This is a genomic window from Serinicoccus hydrothermalis (assembly GCF_001685415.1).
Classification (GTDB): Bacteria; Actinomycetota; Actinomycetes; order Actinomycetales; family Dermatophilaceae; genus Ornithinicoccus; species Ornithinicoccus hydrothermalis.
In genome coordinates, this window is record NZ_CP014989.1 from 1,290,580 (window position 1) to 1,312,075 (window position 21,496).

At 73.0% G+C, this 21,496-nt stretch carries 20 protein-coding genes and 1 tRNA gene; 7 read left to right on the plus strand and 14 right to left on the minus strand.

Going from position 1 to position 21,496, the window contains the following annotated elements; genetic code table 11:
- The 3 genes from SGUI_RS05925 (at nt 1) to SGUI_RS05935 (ending at nt 3,944) form a co-directional block, all read left to right on the plus strand.
- Entirely contained in the window at nt 1–1,194 is a 1,194-nt protein-coding gene (locus SGUI_RS05925; protein WP_066637484.1) for a glycine C-acetyltransferase, read from the plus strand.
- A gap of 87 nt (nt 1,195–1,281) precedes the next feature.
- Nucleotides 1,282–1,752 carry a hypothetical protein gene (locus SGUI_RS05930; protein ID WP_066637487.1) on the plus strand — a complete coding sequence of 157 codons (471 nt, stop codon included), beginning with the start codon at nt 1,282–1,284 and terminating at the stop codon, nt 1,750–1,752.
- Between the two features lie 194 nt (nt 1,753–1,946).
- Nucleotides 1,947–3,944 (plus strand): heavy metal translocating P-type ATPase, encoded by a 1,998-nt coding sequence (locus SGUI_RS05935; RefSeq protein WP_066637490.1) that lies wholly within the window; start codon nt 1,947–1,949, stop codon nt 3,942–3,944.
- Between the two features lie 27 nt (nt 3,945–3,971).
- On the opposite strand, the gene SGUI_RS05940 is transcribed toward SGUI_RS05935, so the two are convergent.
- Complete coding sequence (locus SGUI_RS05940) at nt 3,972–4,250, minus strand: DUF3618 domain-containing protein (protein WP_066637492.1); 279 nt, start codon at nt 4,248–4,250, stop codon at nt 3,972–3,974.
- Nucleotides 4,251–4,338: 88 nt separating this feature from the next.
- Here SGUI_RS05940 and bcp point away from each other — a divergent pair, with 88 nt between their 5' ends.
- The gene (gene bcp, locus SGUI_RS05945; RefSeq protein WP_066637494.1) at nt 4,339–4,821 is read left to right on the plus strand and encodes a thioredoxin-dependent thiol peroxidase; all 483 of its coding nucleotides are present in this window, start codon (nt 4,339–4,341) and stop codon (nt 4,819–4,821) included.
- Nucleotides 4,822–4,846: 25 nt separating this feature from the next.
- Here the strand turns inward: bcp and SGUI_RS05950 are convergent.
- From SGUI_RS05950 to SGUI_RS05975, 6 genes are all read right to left on the minus strand, one after another.
- A tRNA-Leu gene (locus SGUI_RS05950) sits at nt 4,847–4,928 on the minus strand.
- A gap of 12 nt (nt 4,929–4,940) precedes the next feature.
- On the minus strand, nt 4,941–5,891 hold the full coding sequence (locus SGUI_RS05955; RefSeq protein ID WP_066637496.1) for a homoserine kinase: 951 nt from the start codon (nt 5,889–5,891) through the stop codon (nt 4,941–4,943).
- On the minus strand, nt 5,891–6,985 hold the full coding sequence (gene thrC / locus SGUI_RS05960; RefSeq protein WP_066637498.1) for a threonine synthase: 1,095 nt from the start codon (nt 6,983–6,985) through the stop codon (nt 5,891–5,893). Before thrC ends, SGUI_RS05955 begins: the two co-directional genes overlap by 1 nt.
- A 62-nt stretch (nt 6,986–7,047) precedes the next feature.
- Nucleotides 7,048–7,680, minus strand: coding sequence for an RdgB/HAM1 family non-canonical purine NTP pyrophosphatase (gene rdgB, locus SGUI_RS05965; RefSeq protein ID WP_066637507.1), 633 nt, complete (start codon nt 7,678–7,680; stop codon nt 7,048–7,050).
- Complete coding sequence (rph, locus tag SGUI_RS05970; RefSeq protein ID WP_066637509.1) at nt 7,674–8,468, minus strand: ribonuclease PH; 795 nt, start codon at nt 8,466–8,468, stop codon at nt 7,674–7,676. The genes rdgB and rph overlap by 7 nt, the downstream gene beginning before the upstream one ends.
- 18 nt (nt 8,469–8,486) lie before the next feature.
- On the minus strand, nt 8,487–9,284 hold the full coding sequence (locus SGUI_RS05975; protein WP_066637517.1) for an LLM class F420-dependent oxidoreductase: 798 nt from the start codon (nt 9,282–9,284) through the stop codon (nt 8,487–8,489).
- Between the two features lie 34 nt (nt 9,285–9,318).
- On the opposite strand from SGUI_RS05975, the gene SGUI_RS05980 reads away from it, so the two are divergent.
- A complete protein-coding gene (locus SGUI_RS05980; RefSeq protein ID WP_066637520.1) occupies nt 9,319–9,600 on the plus strand; it encodes a DUF7218 family protein in 282 nt (93 codons plus the stop codon).
- A gap of 12 nt (nt 9,601–9,612) precedes the next feature.
- Here SGUI_RS05980 and yczE read toward each other — a convergent pair whose 3' ends face one another.
- Complete coding sequence (gene yczE, locus SGUI_RS05985; protein WP_066637522.1) at nt 9,613–10,326, minus strand: membrane protein YczE; 714 nt, start codon at nt 10,324–10,326, stop codon at nt 9,613–9,615.
- 106 nt (nt 10,327–10,432) lie between these two features.
- Here yczE and yczR point away from each other — a divergent pair, with 106 nt between their 5' ends.
- Entirely contained in the window at nt 10,433–11,908 is a 1,476-nt protein-coding gene (gene yczR, locus SGUI_RS05990; RefSeq protein ID WP_066637524.1) for a MocR-like transcription factor YczR, read from the plus strand.
- 140 nt (nt 11,909–12,048) lie between these two features.
- The gene (locus SGUI_RS05995; protein ID WP_066642893.1) at nt 12,049–13,326 is read left to right on the plus strand and encodes an MFS transporter; all 1,278 of its coding nucleotides are present in this window, start codon (nt 12,049–12,051) and stop codon (nt 13,324–13,326) included.
- A gap of 3 nt (nt 13,327–13,329) precedes the next feature.
- On the opposite strand, the gene SGUI_RS06000 is transcribed toward SGUI_RS05995, so the two are convergent.
- The 6 genes from SGUI_RS06000 to SGUI_RS06025 form a co-directional block, all read right to left on the minus strand.
- Nucleotides 13,330–14,952: a molybdopterin-dependent oxidoreductase gene (locus SGUI_RS06000; RefSeq protein ID WP_083190527.1), complete on the minus strand. Its 1,623-nt coding sequence runs from the start codon at nt 14,950–14,952 to the stop codon at nt 13,330–13,332.
- A 144-nt stretch (nt 14,953–15,096) separates the two neighbouring features.
- Nucleotides 15,097–16,341, minus strand: a complete 1,245-nt coding sequence (locus SGUI_RS06005; RefSeq protein ID WP_066637529.1) for a mechanosensitive ion channel — start codon at nt 16,339–16,341, stop codon at nt 15,097–15,099.
- 145 nt (nt 16,342–16,486) lie between these two features.
- The gene (locus SGUI_RS06010) at nt 16,487–17,248 is read right to left on the minus strand and encodes an MBL fold metallo-hydrolase (protein ID WP_066637531.1); all 762 of its coding nucleotides are present in this window, start codon (nt 17,246–17,248) and stop codon (nt 16,487–16,489) included.
- A gap of 40 nt (nt 17,249–17,288) precedes the next feature.
- Entirely contained in the window at nt 17,289–18,305 is a 1,017-nt protein-coding gene (locus SGUI_RS06015) for a hemolysin family protein (RefSeq protein WP_066637533.1), read from the minus strand.
- A complete protein-coding gene (locus tag SGUI_RS06020; RefSeq protein WP_066637536.1) occupies nt 18,302–19,750 on the minus strand; it encodes a hemolysin family protein in 1,449 nt (482 codons plus the stop codon). Before SGUI_RS06020 ends, SGUI_RS06015 begins: the two co-directional genes overlap by 4 nt.
- Nucleotides 19,751–19,895: 145 nt before the next feature.
- Complete coding sequence (locus tag SGUI_RS06025) at nt 19,896–21,467, minus strand: inorganic phosphate transporter (RefSeq protein WP_157621751.1); 1,572 nt, start codon at nt 21,465–21,467, stop codon at nt 19,896–19,898.
- Nucleotides 21,468–21,496 lie beyond the last annotated feature (29 nt).

Here is a 21,496-nt window from a genome sequence, read left to right on the forward strand (position 1 = left end):
ATGTATGCCGATGTCAAGGACCAGCTGAGCGAGGAGCTCGCGCAGATCGAGGCAGATGGGCTCACCAAGGCCGAACGCCAGATCACCACGCCGCAGTCGGCGCACATCGCCACGACCTCCGGCGAGGCGCTGAACTTCTGCGCCAACAACTACCTCGGGCTGGCCGACCACCCCGACGTCGTCGCGGCGGCCCGGCAGGCGCTGGACGACTGGGGCTTCGGGATGGCCTCGGTGCGCTTCATCTGCGGCACCCAGACCCAGCACCGCGACCTGGAGCGCGCGATCGCCGACTTCCTGGGGTCCGAGGACTCGATCCTCTTCCCCTCCTGCTTCGACGCCAACGGCGGCATCTTCGAGGTCATCTGCGGCAAGGACGACGCGATCATCTCCGACCAGCTCAACCACGCCTCGATCATCGACGGCGTCCGGCTGTCCAAGGCGGCGCGCTTCCGGTATGCCAACCGCGACATGGACGACCTGCGCACCCAGCTGCAGGCCGCGCGGGACGGCGGGGCGCGGCGGGTGCTCGTCGTCACCGACGGCGCCTTCTCGATGGACGGCTACCTCGCGCCGCTGGGGCAGATCTGCGACCTGGCCGAGGAGTTCGGCGCGATGGTCATGGTCGACGACAGCCACGCCACCGGCTTCGTGGGCGAGGGCGGCCGGGGCTCGCACGAGGCGTGCGGGGTCATCGACCGGGTGGACATCGTCACCGGGACGCTGGGCAAGGCGCTCGGCGGTGGCAGCGGCGGCTTCGTCGCGGCGCACCAGGAGATCGTCGACCTGCTCAAGCAGCGGGCCCGGCCCTACCTCTTCTCCAACGCGGTCGCCCCCTCCGTGGTCGCGGGGTCCCTCAAGGCGCTGGAGATCGCCCGGGACAGCGACGAGCCGCGGGCCCAGCTGCGGCGCAACGCCGAGCTCTTCCGGGCGCTCATGGGCGAGGCCGGCTTCGAGCTGCTCCCCGGCGAGCACGCGATCGTGCCGGTGATGTTCCCCGGCGAGGACGGCGCCCGCAAGGCCAGCCAGATCGCCGACGCCATGCTCGAGCGCGGCGTCTACGTCATCGCCTTCTCCTACCCCGTCGTCCCCAAGGGCCAGGCCCGCATCCGGGTCCAGCTGTCCGCCTCGCACTCCGAGGAGGACGTGCGCGCCTGCGTCGACGCCTTCGTCGCCGCCCGCGACGCCGTCGGCTGAGGTGCCCCCTCCCTCGACCGGCCGCACGGTCTGCGTCGACCGGCCGCACGGTTTGCGTCGACCGGCCGCACGGTTTGCGTGGCATACATGAGTGAGGGGGAGGCCCGGCGGATCGTGCGGGCCGAGGCGCGGCGCCTGAGCCTCCTGCTGGTGCTCTCGGTCCTCCTCGTCCTCGGGCTCTACCTCGGCTTCCAGGTCGGGCTGCTCGACCGGCCGCTCGCCGAGTCCCTCAGGTTCGGCATCCCGCTGCTCGCCGGGATCGGGCTGGTGCAGTACCTCTTCCTCGGGCCGGTCTGGATCCGGCGACCGGGGTCTGCGCTGGTCGGGACGACGGTCGAGCGGGTGAGCACGTCGGGGGATCGCGACGACGCGATCGTGCTGACCAGGGACGACGTCACCGTGCGGGTCGGGCTGCCCCGCGGCACGTCCGGGTTCCGCCGCGGTGACACGGTCCTGGTGTGCCCGCGGCTGGACTACGGAAACGCCATGGGTCTGGTCGTCCCGGAGCACGTGAGCAGCACCCGGCCCGTCCTCACGGTGCGCGGCAGCGCCGTCTGATCCGCCGCGGCCGGGCATACCCCGTCGCCCGAGGCCTCCCGCCCCCGATCTCGGGCGCACCAGCCTGCCGGCTCAGCGAACCTGGGCAAGGTTGTGCACCTGAAGCAGCATTCTCGACGGCGCCTCCCGTGCACAACCTTGCCCAGGTCGGGTCGTGGTTGACTGATACCCCCTAGGGGTATAGATTCGACAGCATGGAGCAGCACCAGGGCCACGATGACCATGTCGGGCAGTTCCGCCGGCTCTTCTGGATCATGCTCGTCCTCGCGGTGCCCACGGTGCTCGCGAGCGGCGCCTTCGCGCACCTCGTGGGCTACCACCTGCCCGACGTGCCGGGCCTGACCTGGATCTCCCCGCTGCTCGGCACGGTGATGTATGCCTGGGGCGGGCGCCCGTTCCTCACCGGCGCCGTCTCGGAGCTCCGGTCGCGCCAGCCGGGGATGATGCTGCTCATCGGCACGGCGATCACCGTCGCCTTCCTCGCCTCGTGGGGCGCGACGCTCGGTCTGCTCGACGCCAGCCTCGACTTCTGGTGGGAGCTGGCCCTGCTCGTCGTCATCATGCTCCTCGGCCACTGGATCGAGATGCGCTCGCTCGCCGCCACCAGCTCGGCGCTGGACAGCCTGGCCGCGCTGCTCCCGGACGAGGCGGAGCGGGTCGAGGGCGACACCACGGTCACGGTCTCCCCCGCCGAGCTCGAGGTCGGCGACGTCGTCCTGGTGCGGCCCGGCGCCTCGGTGCCGGCGGACGGCCGGATCGTCGACGGGTCCGCGAGCATGGACGAGTCCATGGTCACCGGCGAGTCCACCCCGGTGCGCCGCGAGCAGGGCGACGACGTCGTGGCCGGCACCGTGGCCACCGACTCCGGGCTGCGGGTCGAGGTCACCGCCACCGGCGACGAGACGACCCTGGCCGGCATCCAGCGGCTCGTGTCCGACGCCCAGGAGTCCTCGACCCGGACCCAGCGGCTCGCGGACCGCGCGGCCGGGTGGTTGTTCTGGTTCGCGCTGACCGCGGCGGTCATCACCGCGATGGTCTGGTCCTCCCTCGGTATGCCCGACTCGGCCGTCGTGCGGGCGATCACCGTCCTCGTCATCGCCTGCCCGCACGCGCTGGGCCTGGCGATCCCGCTGGTGGTCTCGATCGCCACCGAGCGCGCGGCCCGGGCCGGGGTGCTCGTCACCGACCGGCTGGCGCTGGAGTCCATGCGCACCATCGACACGGTGCTCTTCGACAAGACCGGCACGCTGACCGAGGGCGAGCCCACGGTGACGGCCGTCGAGCCGGCCGAGGGGCACGACGAGGACGAGGTGCTCCGGCTCGCGGCGGCCGCCGAGTCGGACAGCGAGCACCCGCTGGCCCGCGCGATCCAGGGCGCGGCGGAGGAGAAGGACCTCGAGGTGCCCGCCGCCGACGACTTCAGCTCCTCCCCCGCCGTCGGCGTGCGCGCCAGGGTCGAGACCGCGACGGTGCAGGTCGGCGGCCCCTCCCTCCTCGAGCAGGAGAGCCTGTCCGAGCTGCCGGTCGCCGACTCCTGGCGCGAGGAGGGCGCGATCATCCTGCACGTCGTGCGCGACGGTGAGGTGATCGGTGCGCTCCGGCTGGCCGACGGCATACGCCCCGAGTCACGCGAGGCGGTGGACGCGCTGCACGCGGACGGGGTGGACGTGGTGATGATCACGGGCGACGCCCAGGCCGTCGCCGACGAGGTCGCCCGGCAGCTCGGCATCGACCGGGTCTTCGCCGGGGTGCGGCCGCAGGACAAGTCCGACAAGGTGGCCGAGCTGCAGCAGGAGGGCCGCAGGGTGGCCATGGTCGGCGACGGGGTCAACGACGCCCCGGCCCTGGCCCAGGCCGACGTCGGCCTGGCGATCGGGGCCGGCACCGACGTCGCGATCGGGTCGGCCGGCGTGGTGCTGGCGAGCTCCGACCCCCGCTCGGTCCTGTCGGTGCGCCAGCTGTCGCGCGCGAGCTACCGCAAGATGACCCAGAACCTCTGGTGGGCCGCCGGCTACAACCTCGTCTCGGTGCCGCTCGCGGCCGGGGTCCTGGCACCGATCGGCTTCGTGCTCCCCATGAGCGTCGGCGCCCTGCTCATGTCCGCCTCGACCGTGGTCGTGGCGCTCAACGCCCAGCTGCTGCGCCGCCTCGACCTCACCCCCGGCGCGGGCACCACCCAGGACCGGGCCTGAGCTGCACGGGGGCGGGCGGCAGATCCCTCAGCTGCGGTTGAAGATGCGGCGCAGGCCGCCGAGCGTGACGGCGACGACGGCGACGCCCCCGAGCACGGTCGCGAGGCGGTCGTAGCGGGGGTTGCCCTCGCTGTCCATCGTCGCGTCGTTGACCTTGCCCTTGAGCGAGGCGATCGCGTTGGCCTTGATCGTGTCCGGGCTGACCCGGTAGGTCAGCTCGTCGACGGTGCGGGCGAGCCGGCTGCGGGTCGCCGAGATGTCGGCCTCGATCTCCTTGACGGAGCGGGAAGGCTGCTTGTTGGCCATGTGCGGGAGTCCTCGGGTCGAAGTCGTGGTGCGGTCTGCAGAGACGATAACTTAGGCCCTCCCTGTTGGTGACGTCGAAAGGACCTCCGTGCCCCGTCTCGAGCCCGGTCAGCCCGCCCCCACCTGGACCCTCCCCACCGCCGATGGCGGCGAGCTCAGCCTCTCCGACCTCGCCGGGCGCAAGGTCATCCTCTACGTCTACCCCGCGGCGATGACCCCGGGCTGCACCACGCAGGCCTGCGACTTCCGCGACAACGAGGCGGTCTTCACCCGGGAGGGGTATGCCGTCGTCGGCGTCTCCCCGGACCCGGTCGACAAGCTCGCGACGTTCGCCGACCAGGAGTCGCTGGGCTTCCCGCTCGTCTCCGACGAGGACAAGGAGATGCTCACCGCCTACGGCGCCTACGGCGAGAAGCAGAACTACGGCAAGACGGTCGTCGGCGTCATCCGCTCGACCTTCGTCCTCGACGAGGAGGGCGTGGTCGAGGTCGCGAAGTACAACGTGCGCGCCAAGGGCCACGTCACCTCCCTGGCCAAGCAGCTCGGCGTGGAGCTGCCCGGAGCCGGCTGAGGGCATACCTGCGACGAGAGATCGGTGCGCTCGGCGGGACTCGAACCCGCACACCCGGAGGCACAGGAACCTAAATCCTGCGTGTCTACCAGTTCCACCACGAGCGCGGAGGGACCAGCCTAGCCAGCGGCGTCGGTGACCGCGTGCAGCCCTGCCTCGGGTATGCCCGGGGTCAGCACCCGCCAGCCGCGCCCCCACGAGCGGGTCTCGGCGAGCACGGTGTCGACGAGGTCGCCCGTCGTGAGGCAGAGCACGGTCGGGCCGGCCCCGGACACGACCGCGGCGTGCCCGAGGGTCCGCAGCGTGTCGACGGCGCCCATGGTGACCGGGTAGGCCTCGCGCCGCTGCTCCTGGTGCAGCCAGTCGCTCGTGGCGTCCAGGAGCAGCGTCGGCTCGCTGGTCAGGGCGTGCACGAGCAGCGCCGCCCGCCCCGCCTGCCGCACGGCGTCCTGGCGGGGGACCGTGGGCGTCAGCACCGCACGGGCGGTGGCGGTGTCCAGCCGCTGCCCCTCCGGCAGCAGCACCACCGGCACGACGTCCGGGTGCAGCGGCGGCCGGGCGGTCCGGACCACCTGGGCGGCCGGCATCCAGGAGACCGTGAGCCCGCCGTAGACGGAGGCCGAGGAGTTGTCGGGGTGCCCCTCGGCGACGCCGGCGTGGGTGTTGATCAGGCCCAGGTCGGCCTCGGTCAGCGCCCCCTCGCGCACCAGCGCGAAGCCCAGCCCGAGGCCGCCCACGATCGCGGTCGCCGAGCTGCCCAGGCCGGCGGCCATGGGGATGGTGTTGGCGCAGGTCAGCCGCAGGCCGTAGCCCGAGAGCCAGTCGACGCCGCACGCCTGCAGCGCCTCGCGCAGCCGGGTCGCGACGAGGTGCCGCTCGTCCGCGGGCAGGTCGCCCGCCCCCTCGCCCGCGAGCACGAGCTCCAGGGCGCCGGGCTCGGGGAGGACCTCGACGGCATACTCGTCCCAGATGCCGAGGGCGAGCCCGATGCTGTCGAAGCCGGGCCCGAGGTTGGCGCTGCTGGCGGGCACCCGCACCCGGGCGGTCGCGCCGGGCGTCAGCGGCGCCATCACCCCAGCCCGAGGGCGTCGGCGACGCTCACGACGTCGACCGAGACGCGCACCGGGTCGATGTCGCTGCCGTCGGCGCCCTTGAGCGCCCACTGCGGGTCCTTGAGCCCGTGCCCGGTGACCGTGCAGACGATCGTGGCCCCGGCCGGGACGTGCCCGGCGGCGTGCCGCTTGAGCAGCCCGGCGACCGAGGCGGCCGACGCGGGCTCGACGAAGATCCCCTCGCGCGAGGACAGCAGCCGGTGCGCGGCGAGGATCTCCTCGTCCGTCACCGCCTCGATGACACCGCCCGACTCGTCGCGGGCGGCCTCGGCCTGCTCCCACGAGGCCGGGTTGCCGATGCGGATCGCGGTGGCGATGGTCTCCGGGTCACCGACCGGGTGGCCCTGCACGATCGGCGCCGCCCCGGCGGCCTGGAAGCCCCACATCTGCGGCCGGTGCGAGGCCGGGGCCTCGCCGCCGGCACCGGGGGCGCCGGGATCGGCATACTCGCCGTAACCCTTCCAGTAGGCGGTGATGTTGCCCGCGTTGCCGACCGGCAGGCAGTGGATGTCGGGGGCGTCGCCGAGCGCGTCCACGACCTCGAAGGCCGCGGTCTTCTGCCCCTCGATGCGGGCCGGGTTGACCGAGTTGACGAGCTCGACGGGGTAGGCCTCGGCCAGCTTGCGGGCCACCGTCAGGCAGTCGTCGAAGTTGCCCTGCACCTGGATGAGGGTCGCGCCGCCGGCGATCGCCTGGCTCAGCTTGCCGATGGCGATCTTGCCCTCGGGCACGAGCACGCCGCACTCCATGCCCGCCTTGGTGGCGTAGGCGGCCGCGCTCGCGCTGGTGTTGCCCGTCGAGGCGCAGATGACGGCCTTGGCCCCCTGCCGCGCGGCGTCGCTGATGGCCGCGGTCATGCCGCGGTCCTTGAAGGAGCCGGTGGGGTTGAGGCCCTCGTACTTCACGTGGACCTGCGCGCCCACGAGCTCGCTGAGGTGCTCGGCGGGGATGAGCGGCGTCCCGCCCTCGCGCAGGGTCACGACCTGCTCGGTGATCGAGGCGGGCAGGCGGTCGGCATACTCGGCGATCACGCCGCGCCACTGGTGGGCCATGGGTCGTCAGTTCCTTCGTGCTTGACCACGGGTCAGGGACCAAGGGTATGGGGTGGGTCCCGTCAGTCGAGCAGCGCCTCGACGTCCTGGGCCAGGGCGCTGAAGGCCTCGCCCCGGTGGGAGATCGCGTGCTTCTCCGCAGCGGTGTGCTCGGCCAGGGTGCGGCCGTCGGGCCGGACGAGCAGCGGGTCGTAGCCGAAGCCGTTCGTGCCGCGCGGCTCGCGGCCCAGCACGCCCCGGCAGCTGCCCTCGCGCACGACCTCCTCGCCCCCCGGCAGCACCAGCGCGGCGGCGCAGACGAACCCCGCACCGCGGTGCTCTTCGGGGACGTCGGCCAGCTGGGCCAGGAGCAGGTCGTTGTTGGCCTCGTCCTTGCTGCGGCCGGTGGCCTCCCCCAACGGGCCGGACCAGCGCGCGGAGAAGATCCCCGGCGCCCCGCCCAGGACGTCGACCGCCAGGCCGGAGTCGTCGGCGAGGGCGGGCACGCCGGTGGAGGACGCGGCATACCGGGCCTTGAGCAGGGCGTTCTGCGCGAAGGTGACGCCGGACTCGACGACGTCCTCGAGATCCGGGAAGGCGTCCAGCCCGACGAGCTCGAGCCCGGTCCGCCCCAGCACGTCGGCGAGGATGTCGCGCAGCTCGCCGACCTTGCCGGGGTTGCGCGTGGCGAGCACCAGCCGACGGTCGGTCACCACGTGGGCGGGCCCTGGTCCACGTCGGCCCCGGCCTCGTGCGAGTCCGACCCGCCCATGTCGTCGGCGCCGAAGGCGGCGGCCTGGCGGGCGGTGAGCTCGGCGCAGCCCTCGGCGGCCAGGTCGAGCAGCGCGTCGAGCAGCTCCCGGTCGAAGGGCACGCCCTCGGCGGTGCCCTGCACCTCGATGAAGCGCCCGTCGCCGGTCATGACGACGTTCATGTCGGTCTCGGCGGTCGAGTCCTCCGGGTAGTCCAGGTCCAGCACCGGCTCGCCGTCGACCACGCCGACGCTGACGGCCGCGACCGAGCCGGTGATCGGCTCCGCCTTCTTGGCGATGAGCCCCTGCTCGCGGGCCTGCTCGACGGCGTCGACGAGCGCGACGTAGGCACCGGTGATCGCGGCGGTGCGGGTGCCACCGTCGGCCTGCAGCACGTCGCAGTCGAGCTGGATGGTGTTCTCCCCCAACGACTTCAGGTCGACGACGGCGCGCAGCGAGCGCCCGATGAGCCGGCTGATCTCGTGGGTGCGGCCGCCGAGCCGGCCCTTGACCGACTCGCGGTCGGAGCGGGTGTGGGTGGAGCGCGGGAGCATGGCGTACTCCGCGGTGGTCCAGCCCAGGCCGCTGCCCTTGCGCCAGCGCGGCACGCCGGCGGTGAAGGACGCGGCGCAGAGCACCCGGGTCCTCCCGAACTCCACGAGCACGCTGCCCTCGGCGTGGTCGAGCCAGTTGCGGGTGATCCGGATCTCGCGGAGCTGGTCGGCGCTGCGGCCGTCATGGCGTGAGGTCATGGCAGCCAGGGTATGCGCTCAGCCGTTGCGCTCGTCCCGCCAGTCCAGCCAGGCCTGCAGCTCGTCCAGCGGGTGGTCCGGCCCGCTCGTGGAGACGGTGAAGAGCCGGGCCCCCTCGGCATACAGGGCGTCGGCGGTCTCGCCGGGCGCCTGCTGCACCGAGCCGCCCCCGACGGACACCTCGATCTCGTCGACGTCGCGCCCGACCGCCTCGCCGTGCTCGCGCAGCACGCCCAGCTTGTGCCGCAGCGTCTCGGCGTCGCTGAAGGAGTGCCAGATGGTCGCGTGCTCGGCGACGATCCGCAGCGTCTTCTTCTCGCCCCCACCGCCGATCATCACCGGTATCTCGCGGGTCGGCGGCGGGTTGAGCCGGGCCCAGCGGTCGCGGATGCGCGGCATCGCGGCCGCCAGGTCGTCCAGCCGCGAGCCCGCCGTCCCGAAGTCGTAGCCGTACTCGGTGTAGTCGCGCTCGAACCAGCCCGACCCGATGCCCAGGACCAGCCGCCCGTCGCTGATGTTGTCGACCGTCCGCGCCATGTCGGCCAGCAGGTCCGGGTTGCGGTAGGAGTTGCAGGTCACGAGCGCCCCGATCTCGACCCGCGAGGTCTGCTCGGCCCAGGCGCCCAGGGTGGTCCAGCACTCGAAGTGCAGCCCGTCCGGCTCGCCGGTGAGCGGGAAGAAGTGGTCCCAGGTGGTCACCATGTCGACCCCCGCGTCCTCCAGCCGGGCGAGGGTGTCCCGGATCTTCGGGTATGCCGCGTGCTGGGGCTGGAGCTGCACGCCGAGTCGGACCGGTCGGTCGGGGGTCTTCGCCATGCGGCCCAGCGTGGCACGGCATACCGTCGGCCGCATGGCAGGCGAGAACACCCAGGACGACCCCGGCCCGAGCGTCAAGGACCCGGAGATGTACGAGTCGCTGCGCGAGGACGGCGCGAGCAAGGAGAAGGCCGCGCGGATCTCCAACGCGGCCGCGGCGAGCTCGCGCTCCGACGTCGGCGAGCGCGGCGGCGAGGCCTCGGACTACGAGGACCGCACCGTCGAGGAGCTGCGCGAGCGGGCGGCCGAGCTGGACGTCGAGGGTCGCTCCTCGATGACCAAGGACGAGCTCATCGAGGCGCTGCGCGACCACTGACCCGGGCCGGCCTCAGCGCCGCCCGGCCCGCGTGAGGTCGACGGTGAACCACGGCAGCAGCGCCTGGGTCAGCGGTCCGATCGCGACGGCATACACCACGGTGCCGAGCCCGACGACGCCCCCCAGCAGCCAGCCGAGCGCGATGACGGTGACCTCGATGCCGGTGCGCACCAGCCGCAGCGACCACCCGGTGCGCCGCGCCAGGCCCGTCATGAGCCCATCGCGGGGACCCGGCCCGAGCTGGGCACCGATGTACATCGCGCTCGCCACCCCGTTGAGCAGCACGCCCGCGGCCATGAGCGCGCCGCGCTGGAGCCAGCCCTCCCCCGGCGCGATCAGCCACAGCGTCGCATCGGCCGCCACGCCGACGAGCAGCGCGTTGGCGATCGTGCCCAGGCCCGGCGGCTGCCGCAGCGGGATCCACAGGAGCAGCACGAGCACCGACACGACGATGATGATGACGCCGAGGCTGAGCGGCACCTGCCGCGCGACCCCCTGGTGCAGCACGTCCCACGGCATGTTGCCCAGCACCCCGCGCACCATGAGGCCGATCGAGGCGCCGTAGAGCGTCAGCCCGACGAGCAGCTGCAGGACCCGTCGGCCGAGCCGGCCGGCGCGCAGCTGCTCGACCGGACCGAGCGCCGCGAGCTGCCGGCGCGGGTCGGCCGCGCGGCGCCGGGCGCCGGCCACGGTCCGGGAGTTCTCCACATGGGTGAGGATGCTCATATCGTCATGGTGCGCGCAACTGGCTACGCGGTCCATAGCCACTTCGGAGGCAGTGGACACAGATTGGCTATGGACGAGATAGCCACCTGGGCGCCACAGTGGAGGTATGCCTCGTGTCCTCACCGCCCGCACCGTCGCCGACCTCGTGGCGCCGGCCCTGACTGCGGAGTCGTCCGACCCGACCTACGGGCGCCTCACCGAGGCGCTGCGGCACCTCATCGCCGACGGACGGCTGCCCGAGGGCAGCCGGCTCCCCTCCGAGCGCGACCTGCCGGGCCCGCTCGGTCTCAGCCGCACCACGGTGACCCGTGCCTACACCGAGCTGCGCGCCCAGGGATACCTGCGCACCCGCCGCGGCTCGGGGAGCGTCGTCCAGGTGCCCGACGTGCCGGGCGGGCGGATCGACCACCTCCTGACGCCCTCGGCCCTCAGCGACGGCGCCATCGACCTGACCTGCACCGCTGCCGGGGCGCCGGGCGGCACCTCGGAGGCATACGAGCAGGCCCTGGAGGAACTCGCCGCCTATCTGCCCGGCACCGGCTACTACCCCGGGGGTGTGCCCGTCCTCCGCGAGGTCGTCGCCGCCAGGTACTCGGCACGCGGTCTGGCCACGACGCCGGACCAGGTCATCGTCGCGCCCGGTGCCCTGGCCGGCGTGGCGATCGCCGCCCGGGGACTGCTCCCCCAGCGCGAACGGGTGCTCGTCGAGACCCCCACCTATCCCAACGCGATCGCCACCCTCGAGGGCGCCGGTGCGCGCATCGTGGCCCACCCGATCGACCACGAGCGCGACGACTGGGACGTCGGTGGCCTGGGGCGGGCGCTGCGCCAGAGCGGTGCCCGGGTGGCCTACCTCATCCCCGACTTCCACAACCCGACCGGCGCCCTCATGCCGAGCCATCAGCGGGCGGAGGTCGGCCGGATGCTGCGTGCCGCGTCGGTCGTACCGATCATCGATGAGTCCATCGTCGACCTTCCGCTGGACGGACAGCCGGTGCCCGAGCCGCTGGGCCGGCACGTCCCGGACGCGATCACCGTCGGCAGCGTGAGCAAGTGGCTCTGGGGCGGCCTCCGAGTCGGCTGGCTGCGGGTGCCCCGCGGCCGCGCCGAGGACATGGCGGCGAGCCGGCTCAAGCTGGACCTGGGCGTGCCGGTGCTCGAGCAGCTGGTCGCCGCCCGGATGCTGCAGGCGTCGGACGAGATCCTGCCGCAGCAGCACGCCCGGCTGCTGGAGGGCCGCGAGATCCTGCTGGCCGGCCTGCGCGAGTACCTGCCGGAGTGGCGGGTGCGGGTGCCCAAGGGTGGCATGGCCCTGTGGTGCGCCCTGCCTCACTCGGGGTCGACCGCGCTGGCGACCGCGGCACGGGCGTACGACGTCGCGCTCGCCTCCGGCCCGAACTTCGCCGCGGGCGGTGGGCTCGACGGATGGGTCAGGCTCCCCTACGTGCTCGGCCGGGACCAGCTCGAGCAGGTCGCCCCTCGCCTCGCCCAGGCATGGGCGGACGTGCAGGCGGGCCACGTCACCCTCGCACGGGAAGAGCGGGGAGGTCGTCAGTCGGTCGCGCGTCGCATCATCGCCTGACGGTGGCCTCACCGCCGCCAGACGAGCGCCCCCTGCCGGACGAGATAGACTGGAGGCGATTGACCAGGGTTCTGCGCGCCGGGTGGCTGGGACGGCGCGCGCGTCCGTCCCAGCACGGACCGATGCGAGAGGCATACCCCGTGTCACCCGTCCAGTCCTACCGCCAGCTCTTCGCGCTCACCGGCCCGGTATACGTCCTGGTCGCCTTCGTCGCGCGGCTCCCGCTGGCCATGTCCCAGATCGCCGCGCTGCTCGCCGTCTCCGGCGCCACCGGCTCCTACGCCGCCGGCGGCATGACCGCGGGTGCGCTCGCCGTCGCCAACGCCGTCGGCTCCCCGGTCGCCGGGGCGCTCACCGACCGGGTGGGGCAACGCCCGGTGCTCGTGACCCAGAGCGTGCTCGGGACCCTCGGCCTGCTGGCGCTGGCCGTCCTCACGCTCGGCGCCGGACCCGGCGAGCCGTGGTGGCCGCTGCCCGTCGTGGCCGCGCTCGCCGGGGTCTTCCTGCCGCAGGTGGGCACCATGGCCCGGGTCCGGTGGCGGCCGATCAGCGCCACCGGCCGACGGGGCGCCGAGCCGCGGCTCATGGATGCCGCCTTCTCCTACGAGGGCGCGGCGGACGAGGCGTCCTTCGTCCTCGGCCCGGCGGTCGTCGGCGTCATCGTCGCGATCGCCGCACCGGTGACCTCGCTCGTCGTCGCGGCCCTGCTCCTCGGCGCCTTCGGCACGTGGTTCGCCCTGCACCCGACAGTCACCCTCGTCGGCAGGGACACCGGCTCGCGCGCCGGCCGCGGCCGTCTGGTCACGCCGGCCCTGCTCGTGCTCGCGGGCGTCCAGCTGAGCATCGGCATGATCTTCGGGTCCATCCAGACCGGCACGTCGGTGCTCGCGACCCAGGCCGGGGCGCCCGGCCTCACCGGCCTGCTCCACGCCCTGCTCGGCGTCGGCAGCGTCCTGGCGGGGCTGGCCGTCGTGGCCCTGCCGGAGCACGTCGGGCACGTGCGCCGCCTGCGGATCTTCACCAGCGCCCTGGTCGTGCTCGCGCTGCCGCTGCTGCTGGTCGGCTCACTGACCGCGCTGGCCGTGGCGCTGCTGGCCCTCGGCGTGGCCATTGCGCCGTCGATGATCACGACCTTCACGCTGGCCGAGCGCAATACCCCCGTGCGCCGGCTCGGTGGGGCGATGACCACGCTGGCGGCCACGACCGGCACCGGGTATGCCCTGGGCGCCGCCCTCGCGGGCCGCTTCGCCGACCTGGGCGGGCACCGTCCCGCCTTCGCCGTCACCATCGCCGCGACGCTGCTCGCCACGACCCTTGCCTGGACCGGGGCCGGTGCGGTGCGACGCGCCCTCGGTGCCGCCCGTCAGCCCGAGGCGAAGGACCAGGAGGCCCCGTCGCCGGTCGCTGCGACGAGCTAGGGGTCAGGCGACGCGGAAGTCGACCGTGTGCCAGCCCGAGGCCCCGTTCGGTGCGGGCGGGGCCGTCTCCTCGGTCTGGGTCTCGCCGTCGGCGTCGGTCGCCCGCACCCGCACCTGGTGGTCGCCGGAGCTCGCGTCGGGCCAGGCATACGTCCACAGCCGCCAGGAGTCGACGGTCGGCTCCTCGAGCAGCGTGGCCTCCTGCCACTCCCCGTCGTCGACCTGCACCTCGACCCGCTCGATGCCGCGGTGCTGGGCCCAGGCGACCCCGGCGATCATCACCTGGCCGTCCTCGTCCGGCTCCAGCTCCCCGTTCGCGCGGGGCACGTCGATGCGCGAGGCCGTCTTGATGGGGCCGCGGGCCGACCAGCCGCGCGGCGTCCAGTAGCCCTCGTCGGCGTCGAACCGGGTCACCTTGAGCTCGGTCACCCATTTCGTCGCCGAGACGTAGCCGTAGAGCCCGGGCACCACGAGGCGCACCGGGTATCCGTGCTCGGCGGGCAGCGGCTCGCCGTTCATGCCCACGGCGAGCAGGGCGTCCCGGTCGTCGGTGAGCGCCTCGATCGGGGTGCCGGCGGTCCACCCGTCGGTGCTGCGGGAGAGCACCATGTCGGCCTCCGGCTGCACCCCGGCCCGCGCGAGCAGCTCCCGGACCGGCCAGCCCAGCCACCGCGCGTTGCCGACGAGGTCGCCGCCGACCTGGTTGGAGACGCAGGTCAGCGTCACGAGCGCCTCGACATGCTCCTCGCCGAGCAGGTCCTCGTAGGAGATCTCGATCTCCTCGTCGACCATCCCGGTGACCCGCAGCGTCCACCCCGACGCGTCCACGCGCGGCACCCGCAGGGCGGTGTCGATGCGGTAGAAGTCCGCGTTGTCGACGAGGTAGGGCGTCTGGCCGGCGATGTCGCTCGTCGCCCCCTCGGGGACCTCCACGGTCCGGGTGGGGGTGGGCAGGCCCAGCGCCTCGACGGTCCGCTGCGCGGCCCGCCCGACGGTGGACAGCGCCTGGCCCGCGGCGACGCCGAGCACCCCGAGGCCGGTGAGGCCACCGCCGAGGAGCAGGACGCTGCGCCGCGAGGACCCGCTCGCGGGCGCCGCCGCAGGGTGCCGCTCGCGGTCCGCCCCGTCGGGCCTGGCTGCGATCACCCGGTCCATGAGCCAGCCGAGCACCCGCGCACCCACGACCACCCCGATCGCGGTCGGGATGAGGTCGAGCACCCCGGTGGCGGGGCGGCTGATGACCGCGAGCAGACCCACCAGGCCGACGACCCCGAAGAGGCCGAGGCCCAGGCCGCGACGGCGCAGCGCGAGCAGACCGATGAGCGCGCACAGCACGGTGAGCGTGATGGCCATGCCGACCCCGAGCGCCAGCTTGTCGGCCGTGCCGAAGGTCTCCACCGCGAAGTCCTTGAGCCAGGGCGGGGTGCGGTCGACGAAGGCGCCCCCGACCGCGAGCAGGGGCGAGGCGGTGCCCGCCGAGCCCAGCCACCGGGTCCAGACCGCGGCCAGGACCTCGGCCAGACCGAGCGTGACGGCTCCGGCCGCGACCCCGGCCAGCGCCGCGGGCAGGCCTCGCCCCGGGGACCTCTGGGTCTGCGTCGGGTCAGGTCGGGTGGTCACGGACATACCTCCATGATGCGCGCCGCGGCTGGAGACTTCCTGGCGGATCTGCAGATCGTCACCGCTTCGTGAGGTGCGCTCCGGACGCGGCACGGGCGCCGACCCTGGTCGAGGACCAGGAGGTCGGCGCCCGTGACGCGGTGGAGCGGGTCAGGCGACCGGGGTGGACGGTCCGTCGTCCGCCTTCTGCTCGACCTTGTTGAGGGTGCGGGCGGCGGCGTCGCGACCACCCAGGCCGAAGGCCAGGGCGGCGGCAGCGGCGCCACCGACGACGACCGCGCCGAAGGCGAGGTTGATGATCGAGTCCGCGATGCCCATGAAGCTCAGGCCCATCGCCACGAAGAGCGCGATCGTGGCCCAGTAGATGATGAGCCCCGAGGTGCCCGTCCCGACGGTCCGGCGCAGCAGGCCGGCGATGATGACACCGGCGGCGATGATCGCCGCACCGAAGAGGACACGGCCACCCAGCTCCAGGACCTCCTCGAGGAAGTTGGTGATCTCCGGGAAGTTGAGGACCCGGGCCGCCATGACGCCGAAGAACAGGATGATGCCGACCTGGGCCACCCGGCCGATGATCGAGCTGGCGCTCTGGCCCTCCGGCACGATGCCCAGCTCCGCCACGGACGTGTCGGTGCCCAGGCCGCGCAGCGTGCTCTCCAGCAGCTGGGCGGCGAACCTGGCGATGAAGACGCCCAGGCCGAGCAGCAGCGCGGCCGCGATGATCCGCGGGATCGCGTCGAGGATCGTCCCCAGCATCGACTCGGCCGGGTCGGAGATGGCCGAGATGCCCAGGATCTGGAGCGAGGCGATCGCCACGACGATGAGGATCAGCGCGAAGACCAGGTTGCCGACGACCGAGGACAGGCTGGTGGAGCTGGTGTCCATGCCGCCGCCACCACCGCGCACGACGCTCTCGCCGGCGCCACCCCCGGCGCCGCCGGCGGCGGAGGCGTCACCGAGCTGGCCACCGGTCATCCGGGAGACGCCACGGTCGAATCCCGCGGTGTCGAGCCCGGTCTGGGTCAGCTGCCGGGCGATCTTGGCGATGATGTAGCCGACGAAGAGAACGAAGCCGGCACCGATGAGGTTGGGCAGGTAGGACAACAGGGTGTCCAGCATGCCCTGGACGGGCTGCAGCACGCCGTCCAGGTTGAACACCTGGAGCACCGCGACGAGGCCGAGCAGCCAGACCAGCAGCGAGGCGATCTGCCCCAGGGCCTCGCCCAGCGACTGACCGTCGGCGGACTGGCGCTGCAGGAACTTCGCCCTGCTCACCAGCTTGGTGAAGGCCGTCTTCACCAGACGCGCCACGACCCACGTGACGATGAGGATGATGAGGGCGATCCCGACCTTCTCGGCCAGCCCCACCCAGTCGTAGTCCCGCCAGGTATTCATCTCTACTCCTTGGTCGATGTCACGAGACCCAGGCCAAGAAATGTGACCTGGACCACACGCACCGTAACAATCCTGAGATGAACCTGAGAGTCGAAACGCCGCCTCGGCGTGTTATTGGTGTTGAAGTTGTGACTGATGAGGTCTCTCAGACCTTGTGGATCTCACTCGCCACAGCCACGTCGACGACGCCCGACCACACCCCCTCGGCCGCCGCGGCCGCCGCGCTCCGCTCCGCCCACGGCGGCAGGTGGGTGAGCAGCAGGCGTGCCACGCCTCCCGCCGCGGCGACGGCCTCGGCCGCGCGCTGCGGGGTCAGGTGTATGCCGCGCGGCGCGTCCTCGTCCGGCCCGAAGCCCGCCTCGACCAGGGCGAGGTCCGCACGGGCGAGCAGCGGCACCAGCGCCTCGCAGCTGTCGGTGTCCCCCGTGTAGGCGAGCACGCGCCCGCCGGCCTCGACCCGCAGGCCGAAGGCCGGCACCGGGTGACGGACGGCATACGGCGTGAGCGTGAACGGCCCGACCCGCACCAGGGCGCGGTCGGCGAGCTCGCCCCACGCCAGACCCGGCATGGGCTCGTCGCCGCGCACGCCGTGCGCCCGCATCATCCGCTGCGCCACGCCCGGCGGACCCCAGACCGGCAGCTCGTCCGTGGCCGGCGCGGGGCCGTGCCGGCGCAGCACGTGCAGCCCGGTGAGGTCGAGGCAGTGGTCCGCGTGCAGGTGGGAGAGCAGGACCGCGTCCAGGGCCAGGGGGTCGGTATGCCGCTGCAGCGGCCCGAGCGCGCCAGGGCCGAGGTCGAGCAGCAGCCGCCACTCCCGCCGCCCGTCGTGCGCCGTGACGAGGTAGCAGCTGGCCGGTCCCTCCGGGCCGGGCACCGAGCCGGAGCAGCCGATGACGGTGAGCCTCATGGGCCCATGCTGCCGCACCGGCCCGACGGACCCGGGCGGCTCAGGCCTCCGAGCGCTCCAGCGGCAGGACGCGGTGCATGATGTCGGCGATGCTCACCAGCCCGACGAGCCGTCCGTCGTCACGCAGCACGGCCAGCTGCTCCCCCGACTGGCGCATCGTGGTGAGCGCCTCGTAGACCGGGGTGGCGGCGGGCAGCACCAGCGCCGGGCGGGCCAGCGTCTCGGCGGGCCGGTCGCCCGGGTGCAGCAGCGTGTCCCGCACGTGCACCACCCGGGGGTCGGTGGTGTCGTCGTCGAGCATGAGGATGCGCTTGTGACCGGTGCGCGCCGCGGCCTGCTGCACGTCGCCGATCGAGGCGTCCGAGCCCACGGCGGCGAGGTCGACCTGCTCCGGCGCGACCTGGGCCAGGGTGAGCTCCTCCAGCTCGAGGGCGTCGGAGATCTGCTCCTGGTAGCTGCTCTCCAGGGCACCCTCGGCGGCCGACTGCTCGACCAGCACGCGGATGGTCTGGGCGTCCTGCCCGCCGACGGCGGCGCGGTCGACCGGCGTGACGCCGCTGGCCGACACGAGGCGGTTGGCGATGGTGTTGACCCACACGAGCAGCGGCCGGACGACCGTGATGAAGCCGCGCATCGGCAGGGCGACGAGGCGCGCCGCCCGCTCCGGGTGCGCGATGGCCCAGGACTTGGGCGCCATCTCCCCCACGACGAGGTGCAGGAAGGTGACGAAGAGCAGGGACAGGGCGAAGGACATACCCCCGGCGAACCAGCCCGGCAGCCCGAGGTCGGCGAGGATCGGCCCGAGCCAGTAGTCCAGCGCGGGCTTGGTGACCGCGCCGAGCGCGAAGGTGCACGCGGTGATGCCGAGCTGCGCACCGGCGAGCATGACCGTGAGCTCGTTCATGCCGCGCAGCGCGGCGCGGGCCGAGGCGGAGTGCTCGGCCTGGCTCTCCAGCCGGCCGCGGCGGGCCCCGAGCAGCGCGAACTCGACGATGACGAAGAGCGCGCTGAGCACGATGAGCAGCGCGGTGACGAGGGTGACGGTCAGTCCGTTCATCGCTGGTCCTCCTCGGTCGCGGCGTCGGTATCGGTCTCGGTACGGGTCGCGGCGTCGGTCCCGTCCTCTGCGTCGTCCTCCGGCTCCGGGTCCTGCGCGAGGGCCCGCTCGACCAGCCGGACGCCCAGCAGGCTCGGCACGTGCCGGTCGATCTCGCGCACCTCGATCTCGACCGACCGACTGACGCGCTCCTCGAGCACCATCTCGGCGGGCGCCTCGGCGAGGTCGACGACGACGGTCTGGCCGACCTCCGGCAGGGCGCCGAGCTCGGCGATGACGAGGCCGGAGACCGTCTCGTAGTCGCCCTCGGGCAGGTCGTGGCCGAGCGCGCGCTGCAGCTCGTCGACGTGGACGTCGCCGTCGGTCCGCCAGAGGTGCTCGTCCTCGGCGACGATGCCCTCGGGCACCTCGTCGTCGTGCTCGTCGGTGATCTCGCCGAGCAGCTCCTCGGCCAGGTCCTCCATCGTGAGGACCCCGGCGAAGCCGCCGTACTCGTCCACGACGCAGGCCAGCTGCTGGCCCGAGCTGCTCAGCTCGGAGACCGCGTCCGGCAGCGCCATGAGGGTGGGCACGATGAGCGGCTCGCGCATGATCTGCCCGGCGTGCTCGGCGTCCGGCTGCCGCAGCAGGTCGACGAGGTTGACCACGCCGACGGGCTGACCCTGGTCGTCGATGACGGGATAGCGGGTATGCCCCTCCGCCATGAGCTGGCGCAGCTCCTCGACCGGGGTGTCGGGGCTGATGACGTCCACCCGCGAGCGGGGCACCTGTGCGTGCTCGACGTCCTGGTCGGGGAAGTCGAGGATCCGGTCCAGCAGCACCGAGAGCTCGGCCGGCAGGTCGCCGCTGTCCCGGGACTCGGCGACGATCCGCTCCAGCTCCTCGGCCGTGGCGGTGGTGTCGAGGTCGTGGATCGGCTCGATGCGCACCAGGCGCAGCAGCGCGTTGGCGGACCAGTCGAAGACCTTGATGAGCCAGCCGAAGACGGCGAGGTAGATGAGGGTGGACCGGGCCAGCGTCCGGGCGAGCGGGCCGCTGTTGGCGATCGCGAGGTTCTTCGGGTAGAGCTCGCCGAAGATCATCTGGACGACCGTGGCGATGGCCAGGGCAGAGACCGTGCCGACGGTGAGGCTGAGCGCCTCGGGCACACCGGTGCCGCCGAGGATGACCGCCAGGCCGCGCCCGACGAGAGGCTCCGCGACATACCCGACGAGCAGGCCGGTCACGGTGATCCCGAGCTGGGCGCCGGAGAGCATGAAGGACGTGCGGCGGGTCACCCGCAGGGCTCGCTCGGCGGCGTCGTCACCCCCTTCGGCCTCGGCCGCGAGCCGCAGCCGGTCGACCGACATGTAGGCGAACTCCTGGGCCACGAAGTAGCCGTTGGCCGCGATGATGAGGGCGATCGCGAGGATGCCGACGAGCAGGAGCAGGATGGCGGTGGTCACGGCGCCGTCCTCCCGGTATGCGCGGGCAGGGACGGGCCGTCAGGACAGCCAGGGGGCATGGATCCGTTCTTCGGGTCTGCGGGTGGGCGAGGGCGAGGTCCCAGGATACGCGAGCGAGCGGCGGTGCCCCGTCGCCGCCCGTCGGTCAGGGGAGCAGCATCCCGCGCAGCGCGAAGAAGAACAGGGCGGAGAGCAACCCCGCCACCGGGACGGTGATGACCCAGGCGGAGGCGATCTTGAGGATGTGCGAGCGGCGGACCAGCTGGCGCTTGAGCGCCTTGCGCAGCTTCTTGCCCTGCGCGGCGGTGATGACGGCCTCCGGGCCCATCTCCTGCAGCGTGTCCAGCATCCGCCGCTTGTCCTCGGGCCGCGCCTCCCGGAAGGCCTCGAGCATCCCCTCGACCTTGGCGAAGTCGGTGTCGTCGCGGTGGGCCCGGAGCACCTTCTCGATCGCCCGGTTCATCCGGTCGTCGAGGAACTCCCGGAGGAAGCCGACGCCGAAGATCCCGCCGAGCGCGACGTGGGTCGAGCTCACCGGCAGCCCGAGCTGGCTCGCGACGATCACCGTGAGCGCGGCCGCCAGCGCGATGCAGAAGGCCCGGGACCGGTCCAGCTCGGTGATCTCGCTGCCGACCGTGCGGATGAGCTTCGGCCCGAAGAGGGCCAGGCCGACCGAGATGCCCAGGGCGCCGATGACGAGCACCCAGAGGGGGATCCCCGCCTCGCCCCCGGCCGCTCCCCCGTCGAGCACCTCGACGATGCCGGCGAGCGGGCCGACCGCGTTGGCGACGTCGTTGGCGCCGTGGGCGAAGCTGAGCAGCGCCGCGGCGCAGATGAGCGGGATGGTGAAGAGGCTGTTGACCCCCTCGGTGTCCTGGGTGAGACCGGGCGCGGCGCGGATGACCATCGGTCGGACGACGGCATACGTGATGACGGCGATGACGAGGCCGCCGAGCAGCGCGACCGGGAAGGAGATGCTGACGAGGTTGGACAGCCCCTTGAGGGCGAGGTAGGTGGCGAACGCCCAGGCCATGACGGCGATGAGCAGGGGCACCACCCGGGTCGCGGAGTCCACCGGCCGGTCGTGGAAGAGCACGGTGCGCTTGAGGAGGTAGAGCGTCCCGGCCGCGATGAGGCCACCGACCAGCGGCGAGATGACCCAGCTCATCGCGATGGAGCCCATGACGTCCCAGTTGACGACCGCCCAGCCGGAGGAGGCGACGCCGCCGCCGAGCACACCGCCGACGATCGCGTGGGTGGTCGACACCGGCGCACCCATGAAGGTCGCGATGTTGAGCCACAGCGCCGCCCCCAGCAGCGAGCCCAGCATCACCCAGACGAAGACCTGCGGGTCGGCGATGCTGTCCGGGTCGATGATGCCGCTCTTCACGGTTTCGACCACGTCGCCGCCGGCGATGATCGCTCCGGCCGCCTCGAAGACCGCCGCGATGCCGATCGCGGTGGCCATGGTCATCGCCATCGAGCCGACCGCCGGGCCGACGTTGTTGGCGACGTCGTTGGCCCCGATGTTGAGGGCCATGTAGCCGCCGATGACGGCCGCCGCGATGAGCAGGTATGCCTGTTCCACGTCCCCGAAGGCCGCGCCGGTGAAGACGATGACGCCGACGATGAAGAGGATGGCGACGCCGATCCGCCCCACCTCGCCTCGGGTGCTCCTGGTGGCCTTCTCCACGGGCCGGAAGTCCACCTGCGTCACCGGTCACCTCGTCTCACGTGTCGTGCGGT

Coding starts and splice junctions, on each gene's coding strand:
- SGUI_RS05925 (WP_066637484.1), top strand. CDS start 1: ATGTATGCCGATGTCAAGGACCAGCTGAGCGAGGAGCTCGCGCAGATC.
- SGUI_RS05930 (WP_066637487.1), top strand. CDS start 1,282: ATGAGTGAGGGGGAGGCCCGGCGGATCGTGCGGGCCGAGGCGCGGCGC.
- SGUI_RS05935 (WP_066637490.1), top strand. CDS start 1,947: ATGGAGCAGCACCAGGGCCACGATGACCATGTCGGGCAGTTCCGCCGG.
- SGUI_RS05940 (WP_066637492.1), bottom strand. CDS start 4,250: ATGGCCAACAAGCAGCCTTCCCGCTCCGTCAAGGAGATCGAGGCCGAC.
- SGUI_RS05955 (WP_066637496.1), bottom strand. CDS start 5,891: ATGGCGCCGCTGACGCCCGGCGCGACCGCCCGGGTGCGGGTGCCCGCC.
- thrC (WP_066637498.1), bottom strand. CDS start 6,985: ATGGCCCACCAGTGGCGCGGCGTGATCGCCGAGTATGCCGACCGCCTG.
- rph (WP_066637509.1), bottom strand. CDS start 8,468: ATGACCTCACGCCATGACGGCCGCAGCGCCGACCAGCTCCGCGAGATC.
- SGUI_RS05975 (WP_066637517.1), bottom strand. CDS start 9,284: ATGGCGAAGACCCCCGACCGACCGGTCCGACTCGGCGTGCAGCTCCAG.
- SGUI_RS05980 (WP_066637520.1), top strand. CDS start 9,319: ATGGCAGGCGAGAACACCCAGGACGACCCCGGCCCGAGCGTCAAGGAC.
- yczE (WP_066637522.1), bottom strand. CDS start 10,326: ATGAGCATCCTCACCCATGTGGAGAACTCCCGGACCGTGGCCGGCGCC.
- yczR (WP_066637524.1), top strand. CDS start 10,433: ATGCCTCGTGTCCTCACCGCCCGCACCGTCGCCGACCTCGTGGCGCCG.
- SGUI_RS06000 (WP_083190527.1), bottom strand. CDS start 14,952: ATGTCCGTGACCACCCGACCTGACCCGACGCAGACCCAGAGGTCCCCG.
- SGUI_RS06005 (WP_066637529.1), bottom strand. CDS start 16,341: ATGAATACCTGGCGGGACTACGACTGGGTGGGGCTGGCCGAGAAGGTC.
- SGUI_RS06010 (WP_066637531.1), bottom strand. CDS start 17,248: ATGAGGCTCACCGTCATCGGCTGCTCCGGCTCGGTGCCCGGCCCGGAG.
- SGUI_RS06015 (WP_066637533.1), bottom strand. CDS start 18,305: ATGAACGGACTGACCGTCACCCTCGTCACCGCGCTGCTCATCGTGCTC.